The sequence below is a fragment of the Micromonospora sp. C97 genome (assembly GCF_018070385.1).
Lineage (GTDB): Bacteria > Actinomycetota > Actinomycetes > Mycobacteriales > Micromonosporaceae > Micromonospora > Micromonospora parva.
Map to the genome: position 1 here is coordinate 83,636 of NZ_JAGPXU010000028.1, position 8,298 is coordinate 91,933.

Here is an 8,298-nt window from a genome sequence, read left to right on the forward strand (position 1 = left end):
GGGTGCAGTTGTCGCAGCGATCCGGACCGGCCTGTCCGGAACTGCTGCCAAAGGCCGCAGAGTCGGCCAAAGTGATGCTGTTCTGTTACGCGATCTATGTTGTGCGCTTAGCCTGCGCTGGTCGGGCAATGTGAGCCTGTATGGCGAGGCTAGGTCGCCGGGGGTGCTCTGGTCAAGGACTCATGATCAAACCCCCCGAACGGAGAGAAGTCGTACCGTCACCACGCGCTGACATCGCGCCGGACAGGAGAGGACAAACTCCGCGAGGTGCACCGCTCGTTGGACACGTCGGGCCTGCTCAGCGCCGTCCAGCCGACTCTCAGACAAGGCCGACGACCCTGCCAGGTGTGACCCATCCGTCTCATCACACGTCAGCTGGCTCCCACCGCCACCGCTGCCGCGACCAAGGCGGCGTTGTCCGCGGCCGGTGAGCCGTCCGGTAGGTACACCGTGTCCTCAAGGCCGATCCGGGTGGCCAGGCCCCGGCGTACCGCCTCGGCGAGGACCGGCCAGGTCGCCGGCCCCTCGGCGTGCAGCAGCACCGACGGCGCGTCCGCCGGCAGCGCGGCGAGGATCCGGGCGGCGTCGGCCAACGCGACCGCCACGTCCTCAGCCATGCACTCGACCAGCAACCGCCCGGCCGGCACCCGCCACCTGCGGTACGCCGCGACCGCGTCAAGCGTCCACAGCCCTGCCTCGACGAGCACACCGCGCTCGTGCAGGGCGGCCGCGACCGCCTCGGCGCCGGGCTCGTGCGCGTTCACCGAGGCGAAGTCGGGCAGCACCTGCCAGGCCCGGACGGCGGCCACCCGCGCAGCCGGATCCGGCGAGATCCAGGCCCCGGTGCTCACCCCGACCGGCAGCCCCGGCCGGGCGGCACGGATCGCGGTCAGCGCGTCGGCGATCACCGCCGGCCGCAGCGACTCGGCACCAGCCTCGTCCCGGGGATGGACGTGCACGGCCGCGACGCCGAGCGCCGCGCAGCGGGTCGCATCGGTGGCCAGCTCCGCCGCCGTCAGCGGCACCGCCGGATGGGCCCGTCGGTCACGCCCGCCGTTCAGACATGCCTTCAACATCAGGCCCGCACCCCCATCGGGAGTCGCAGCGGACCGCTGAGCGGGCCGCTCACTCGGCCAGCCGGTTGTCGCGCTCCAACTCGCCCTCGGCGTCGGCTAGCGCGTCGGCGTCGATCTGCTCGGCGAACTCGGCCGCCTCGGCGCTCTGCGCGGCGAGCGCGTCCTTCACCGCCCGGATGGCCACACCAGGCGGGTAGCCCTTGCGGGCCAGCATGCCCACCAGCCGGCGGAAAACCGCGTCCGGCTCGCCCCGGGCGGTGCGCAGCTTGCGCTCCACGAGACTGCGGGCGGTGTCCGCCTCGGTCTCCTCGTCCAGCTCGCCCAGCGCCTCGGTGGCCACCTCGCCGTCCACACCCTTGCGGCGCAGCTCGTTGGCGAGCGCCCGGCGAGCGAGGCCCCGCCCGGCGTGCCGGCTGGACACCCACGCCCTCGCGAACGCGGCGTCATCGATGATGCCGACCTCGTCGTACCGGTCGAGGACCTCTGCCGAGACCTCCTCGGAGATGCCCCGCTTGGCCAGCGCCCCGGCCAGCTCGGCCCGGGTACGGGGCCGGACGGCCAGCTGGCGCAGGCAGATCTCACGGGCCACCTCGGACTCGTCCCGGGGAGGAGCCGGAGACTCGACGGCGTCGGCCTCCCCGGAACCACCCCGGCGGCCTCGCCGAGGGCGGGGCGGGTCGGTGGCGTCGCCCGTACGAGGCGGACTGGCATCCCAGCCCCGCCCCGTACGAGCGCGTCGTCCTGCCACGGGTCAGCGACCGGTCAGAAGTCGACCGGCGGCAGCTCCGGGCCACCGGCGGCGTCACCCGCGCCGACCCCGACGCCGAGCTTCTCCAGGATCTTCTTCTCGATCTCGGCGGCCACGTCCGGGTTTTCCTTCAGGAACTCCCGAGCCTTCTCCTTGCCCTGGCCGAGCTGGTCGCCGTCGTACGTGTACCACGCTCCGGACTTGCGGATGATCGCCTGCTCCACGCCGACGTCGATCAGCGAGCCCTCCCGCGAGATGCCCTTGCCGTACATGATGTCGAACTCGGCCTGCTTGAACGGCGCGGCGACCTTGTTCTTCACGACCTTGACCCGGGTGCGGTTACCGACCACGTCGGTGCCGTCCTTGAGGCTCTCGATGCGTCGCACGTCGAGCCGGACCGAGGCGTAGAACTTCAGCGCCCGACCACCGGTGGTGGTCTCCGGGCTGCCGAACATCACGCCGATCTTTTCCCGCAGCTGGTTGATGAAGATCGCCGTGGTGCCGGTGTTGCTGAGCACACCGGTGATCTTCCGGAGCGCCTGGCTCATCAGCCGGGCCTGGAGGCCCACGTGGCTGTCGCCCATCTCGCCCTCGATCTCGGCACGGGGCACCAGGGCCGCCACCGAGTCGATCACGATGATGTCCAGAGCGCCGGAGCGGATCAGCATGTCCGCGATCTCCAGCGCCTGCTCGCCGGTGTCCGGCTGGGAGACCAGCATCGCGTCGGTGTCGACGCCGAGGGCCTTCGCGTACTCCGGGTCGAGCGCGTGCTCGGCGTCGATGAAGGCGGCGATCCCGCCGTTGCGCTGGGCGTTGGCCACCGCGTGCAGTGCCACGGTGGTCTTACCGCTGGACTCGGGACCGTAGACCTCGACCACCCGGCCACGCGGCAGACCACCCACGCCGAGCGCCACGTCGAGCGCGATGGAGCCGGTCGGGATCACGGCGGTCTGGATGACCGGCCGCTCCCCCAGCCGCATCACCGAGCCCTTGCCGAATTGCTTGTCAATCTGAGCGAGAGCAAGGTCGAGTGCCTTCTCCCGGTCAGGCCCTGCTGCCATGGTTGCCACCCCTGCCTTCGCCGGCGTCTTTGCTGAGCTTCGCGTCACGCGGACACGCTAGGCGCTAGGTCCGACAGAAAACCAGCCGACGGGCCGCGAGCTGTGGAAGAGCACCCCGCTGTGGACAATAGCCGAACAGGTGTACGACTCGACAAGCGACACGCGGAACCGGCGAAAAGGCTGCTCAGCGTAGTCGAGCGGGCACCCGGTCGGGGTAGGCGGCGCAGACCGCCCGCCACACCACGTGCGTCTGCTCCCCCGCCGCCAGGGCCTGCTCGATGGTCCGTCCGCCGAGCTGGGACAGCACCTGATCGCGGGCGATGCTGGCCGCGTAGCCGGGCCCGAACGCCTCGTCCAGCCGCGTCCAGAAGTCGGTCAGCCGCACAGTTATCAGCCCTCCTCGTCCGGTGCCCCGGTCGGCACCGGGCGCAACGCTAGCGCCACCAGGGGCGCCACCGCGACCGCCGCGAGCAGGGTGAGCACGGGATATCCGGCGAACTGCATGACAAACCCGCTGACCACGGCCGCGCCGGCCCCGGCCAGTCCCATGATCAGGTCGGAGAGCCCCTGGACGCTCGGCCGCACCTCGGCCGCCACCGACTCGGACAGCAGGGTCGAGCCGGCCACCATCGTCCCCGACCAGCCCAGCCCGAGCAGGACCAGACCGACCGAGAGCCGAGGTGTGTGGTGCCCGGCGGTGCCGGCGACCGCGCAGGCGGCCAGCAGCAGCCCGACCCCACCGAGGATCACCGCCCGTCGACCGAGCCGGTCGGTGAGCCAACCGACCACCGGGGAGAACGCGTACATGCCGGCGATGTGCAGGCTCAGCACGATGCCGACCAGCCGCAACACGTCGGCGTCGGCGTGCGACTCACCGAGCCGGACCGGCGTCATCGCCATCACCGCCACCATCACCAGGTGACCCACCGCCACGGCGGCGATGCCGAGTCGGGCGGCGGGCTGTCCGCGTACCACCGACCAGGCCGCCCGCATCCCGGCGGCGCGTGGCGCGCGCACCCCGACCGGCGCGGCGGCCGGCCGCCCGGCACCACCCGCCGCCGGCGCCTCGGCCGCCACCGCGGTCGCCGTCGCGTCGGCGGCCGACGGACGGTCGGCGGCAGGTGCGTCGGCCGCCGCGAGCCGGCGCGCGGTGAGCAGCGGGTCGGGCCGGAGCAACCCGAGGAGTACGACGGCAGCCAGCACGAAGGCGACCGCGCTGAACGCGAACGGGCCGGCCAGCGGGGGCAGCCCCCAGCCGGTGGTGACCCGGTCGGCCAGCGCGGCGAAGTTCGGCGCGGCCACCGCACCGATGGTGGTGGCCCAGACGATCAGGGACAGCTGCCGCCCCCGGCGGGCCGGCTCGGCGAGGTCCACGGCCGTGTACCGGGCCTGCAGGTTCGCGGCGGTGCCCCCGCCGAAGAGCAGCATGCCGAGGAAGAGCAGCGGCACCCAACGGGTGGCAGCGGCCAGCACCACCAGCACGCCGCCGACGGCGCCGACCGCGTACGCCAGCGCCAGACCCGGCCGGCGACCGTGCCGCGCCATGATCCGGGTGACCGGGACGGCGAGCAGCGCGGCACCGACCACCCCGGCGCTCTGCGCGACACCGGCCACCGCGGTCCCGGCGATCCGGGCCGCGAGCAGCGCGCCCACGGCGATGCCGATGGTCACGCCGATCCCGCCGATGATCTGGGTGGTGAAGAGCAGCCGCAGGGTACGCCGCTGGATCGACGCGACGTCGGGTCGGACGCCGGTACGCGGTGCGGTCAGGTCGGTCGCCATCGGCGCTCCTGTCGGAAGGGGTGAACTCATCCTCGCGCACCCGCACCGACCAGCGGCAGTGGGTTTTGCCACCAGCCGAACCGGTCGCCCCGCCCGGCCCTCCCGGTACGCCCCCTTCACCCCTGCGATCGTGGTGTCTCCGGTGGACCGGGCAGCAGGGATGCCAGCCGACGGATCCGGGTCAGGGTGAGCGCGGCGACGGCCGCACTGACGGCGGCGACCACGCCGAAGATCACCGCGAAGCCCTCGTTGTCGGCGGCGAGCAGAGCGAGCAGGATCAGCCCCAGGGCGGTGACCAGGACGGACAGCAGCGCCGCCCAGGTGGCCCGCCGCTGTCCGGCGAGATAGCCGGGCAGGTCGGCCCGCACCGCGTCGTCCTCGGGCACGGCGCCGGTGCGCACTGCCTGGCGCAGCGGGTACCCCTCGGGATCCTGCCGAGCCTCGCCCACCACGCGCTGCGCCAGATAGATCGAGGGGCCGATCCAGACGGCGTTCAGGGCGGCGCCCAGCACGGCTTCGTCAAGTGCTTCCTGTCGGTCGAAGAGCCAGCGCATCGGCAGCCCGATGAGCACCGTCATCGGCACCCAGTACACGGCCATGAGCTGCAAGCCGGTCGCCCGCGCGAAGAACCGCCTCCCTCTCCCGCGAAGCCCGGCGGCCGCGGTGGCGCGACGCTCCTCGTTGTCAACGTCCATCGACATCCGTTACCCGCGCACACGACCCGGGACACACTGTCGACCGTGGACAGCTTCCGTTCCGCGCGAACGGAAACTGTCCACGATCTGGACGGCGCACGGTCGGGTCAGCCCGCCATCACCCGCTGGTGCAGCGCGGAGACCGCCGAACGCGCCGCCACGAACGCGCCGTGCTGCCAGGCCACCTCGTGGCTGAGCCAGTCCCCGGCGAAGTAGACCCGTCCGGCCGGCTGGAGCAGCAGGTTGTAGCCGGCCGTGCCGTACCGGGGTGAGGTCCAGGCGCCCTCGATGTAGCGGGTCCGGTCCCAGGCGTGGGAGTACGAGGTGACCAGCTCACTGCGGTACTTGTCGCCGTGGATCTTCACACCCTGGCTGACCGCGCGCTCGGCGCGCTGCTCCGGGGTCAGCCCGCTGTACGCCCTGGCGTTCGCCCCGGTGTTGTAGTAGCCGACGACCAGGCCGCGCTTGCCGTGGAAGCCGTACGACGGGTACCAGATGTGCGACAGGTCCAGGTCGGTCTCGGTGATGCCGCCGTAGATCCGCTGATCGGTCTCCCACCAGCGGCTGCGGTACTCCAGGCCGATCTTGCCGGAGGCGGTGACCGGGAAGTCGGCCAGGGCCGCGGTCACCGCCGTGCCGAGATTGTGCGGCACCCGGGCCATCAGGTGCGGCGGCAGCGCGGCCACGCAGTAGTCGGCGGTGATCTGCGACTGCCGGCCATGCTGTCGGTAGGTCACCTCGACCCGGCTGCCCCGGTCGGTCACCGCTGTCACCTCGGCGTCGAGTCGGATCCGGTGCGTGCCCACCGCCCGGGCCAGGGCTCGGGGGATCTGGTCCATCCCGCCGACCGGTTGGAACATCAGCATCGCCTGGTCGTAGCCGAACTCGAAGGAGAAGTACCGGCCGATGTTGCTGGCGAACACGTCGGAGAGCGCCGGCGGCGTGCCGAGCGGGGTCCCCACGTCGTTGCCCGCACCCGGGTACGCGGAGAAGCCCCGACGGCTCGTCCCGGTGTACGCCCAGTCGCTGCCCCGTCCGCCGATCGCCCCGAAGCTCTGCAGGAACGACAACAGCCGCTCGCGGTCCTCCGAGCTGAGTCGGGCGTCCAACGCGCCCTGGTCGGTGGCCTTCGCCAGCAACTCCGAGACGTAGCCGTACACGTCGGCCTTGGCGGTGCGGTACCGGACCGGCGCGGTCATCCCGGCGGACTCGTTGTAGATCCAGGCGTCGGCGTTCTGGTTGGTGAAGACCTCGACGGGCACGCCCAGTTCCCGGCAGTAGTCCATGGTGACCATCCACTGTGCGATCCGCCCCGGGCCGGCGTTGAAGTAGACGCCGTCGGAGAAGCCGGCCCGCTGCGTGCGTCCGTCCAGGTCGGTCTCGACGTCGCCGCCCCGGATGGTCAGGTTCCGACCACCGACGCGGTGCCGCGCCTCCAGGATGGTGCAGTGGTAACCGGCCTTGCCCAACTCGTACGCGGTGGTCAGCCCGGCGATGCCGCCGCCGAGTACGACCACGCTGGCGCCGGACCGCCCGGTGAGGGTGAAGTCGGACCGCTCCGGAGGCCGGAACGCCGGGGTGACCGACGCCGCCGCGCTGGGGGCCAGCCCCATGGCACCCATCGTGGCGAGCATCGCTCCGGCCCCACCGCTGATCCCGACCGAGCGCAGGAACCCACGCCGGCTGACCATCGACTGCGTCTGATCGCTCATAACGGCCTCCCCTACAAGATCGACTCGCATGAGTCTGCAGAGACGCTGTTACGTGGATCGCGCGACGCCGTTTCCGGTAGGTATCAGCCTCACTCGATGACAGGGGATGGCCGCCACTCGCCCGGCCGTCGCGGGGGCGTCTTCAGCAACGTCACGACGAGCGGTTGACCCGCCGTCCGGCGCTGGCGCGGGACACGACGGTGAGGTCGGCGACCAGACCCTCGTACGCCTTGTCCTGGTCGTCGGCCCGCAGCACGGCGGACGGATGGATGGTGGCCAGCAGTCGGGTGGGCGGCGCGTCGGCCCGCTTTCCGGCGTTGTCCACCGGCACCTGTGCGAAGTCCGCTGGATGCTGCGCCGACTCCGGCCAGGGCAGCAGCTCGCCCCGCTGCCGGGTGACCCGGAAGGACGGGCCGAGCAGCGCCTTGGCGGCGGTCGCGCCGAGCACCACCACGAACTCCGGACGCAGCCGGGCGAACTCGGCGACCAACCACGGTCGGCAGGCGGTGATGTGCACCTGGTCCGGGGTCTGGTGGATCCGCCGCTTGCCGCGCAGTTCAAAACGGAAGTGCTTCACGGCGTTGGTCAGGTAGAGCTGGCCCGGGTCCAGCCCGGCGTCGTCGACCGCGCGGCGCAACAGGCGTCCGGCCGGGCCGACGAAGGGCAGCCCTTTCAGGTCCTCCATGTCGCCGGGCTGCTCGCCGACCAGCACCACGCGGGCGCTCTCGTCACCCCGGCCGAAGACCGTCTGCGAGGCGTCCCGGTACAGCTCGCAGCCCCGACAGCCGCCGGCGGCGGTGCGCAGGTCGTCGATGGTGTCGGCGTCGGGCGGGATGAACCGCTGGGCGCCCGGAGCGTTCCCGGTCTGCTCGGCCATGCCGACTGTTATATACCCGTTCGGTGCCCGCCGCCGGACACGCCGCAGCGCATTCCGGCCGCGTCAGGTCAGTACCCGTTACCGCCCCCGTCGCCGCCGGACGCGATCGCGATCAGCACAATGATGATGATGATGATCGCCACCGCGATGGCGATCCAGATCCCCTTACGAGCCCCACCAGAAGCCATATCCCACACCTCCGGGCGCCCGCATACCCGTCCCCGCCGCCCCGAATCCTCGCGATCTCGCACTTTCTGTCCCGACCAAAGCCAAGACATCGGGCATTTCGCCAGCAGAACCTGCAAGATCGCGGAAGGGGTGGGGGTCAGGTGGGGAAACCTGGGGGG

At 71.8% G+C, this 8,298-nt stretch carries 9 protein-coding genes; all 9 read right to left on the reverse strand.

Annotated elements, in window-relative coordinates:
• Window positions 1–371 precede the first annotated feature (371 nt).
• The gene (locus tag KBX26_RS26970; RefSeq protein WP_210866673.1) at window positions 372–1,076 is read right to left on the reverse strand and encodes a 3-keto-5-aminohexanoate cleavage protein; all 705 of its coding nucleotides are present in this window, start codon (window positions 1,074–1,076) and stop codon (window positions 372–374) included.
• A gap of 49 nt (window positions 1,077–1,125) precedes the next feature.
• Window positions 1,126–1,824 carry a regulatory protein RecX gene (locus tag KBX26_RS26975; protein ID WP_030336774.1) on the reverse strand — a complete coding sequence of 233 codons (699 nt, stop codon included), beginning with the start codon at window positions 1,822–1,824 and terminating at the stop codon, window positions 1,126–1,128.
• 14 nt (window positions 1,825–1,838) lie between these two features.
• Entirely contained in the window at window positions 1,839–2,885 is a 1,047-nt protein-coding gene (gene recA, locus KBX26_RS26980) for a recombinase RecA (protein ID WP_030336775.1), read from the reverse strand.
• Between the two features lie 184 nt (window positions 2,886–3,069).
• Window positions 3,070–3,270 (reverse strand): DUF3046 domain-containing protein, encoded by a 201-nt coding sequence (locus KBX26_RS26985; protein WP_030336777.1) that lies wholly within the window; start codon window positions 3,268–3,270, stop codon window positions 3,070–3,072.
• 5 nt (window positions 3,271–3,275) lie between these two features.
• Window positions 3,276–4,667, reverse strand: coding sequence for an MFS transporter (locus KBX26_RS26990; RefSeq protein ID WP_210866674.1), 1,392 nt, complete (start codon window positions 4,665–4,667; stop codon window positions 3,276–3,278).
• 116 nt (window positions 4,668–4,783) lie between these two features.
• Window positions 4,784–5,362 carry a hypothetical protein gene (locus KBX26_RS26995; RefSeq protein ID WP_210859449.1) on the reverse strand — a complete coding sequence of 193 codons (579 nt, stop codon included), beginning with the start codon at window positions 5,360–5,362 and terminating at the stop codon, window positions 4,784–4,786.
• Window positions 5,363–5,469: 107 nt separating this feature from the next.
• Window positions 5,470–7,074 (reverse strand): flavin monoamine oxidase family protein, encoded by a 1,605-nt coding sequence (locus KBX26_RS27000; protein WP_210866675.1) that lies wholly within the window; start codon window positions 7,072–7,074, stop codon window positions 5,470–5,472.
• A 151-nt stretch (window positions 7,075–7,225) separates the two neighbouring features.
• The gene (locus KBX26_RS27005; RefSeq protein ID WP_030336785.1) at window positions 7,226–7,951 is read right to left on the reverse strand and encodes a UdgX family uracil-DNA binding protein; all 726 of its coding nucleotides are present in this window, start codon (window positions 7,949–7,951) and stop codon (window positions 7,226–7,228) included.
• Between the two features lie 68 nt (window positions 7,952–8,019).
• Window positions 8,020–8,298 (reverse strand): hypothetical protein (locus KBX26_RS27010; RefSeq protein WP_210866676.1); only part of this gene is annotated, 279 nt, incomplete at its 5' end.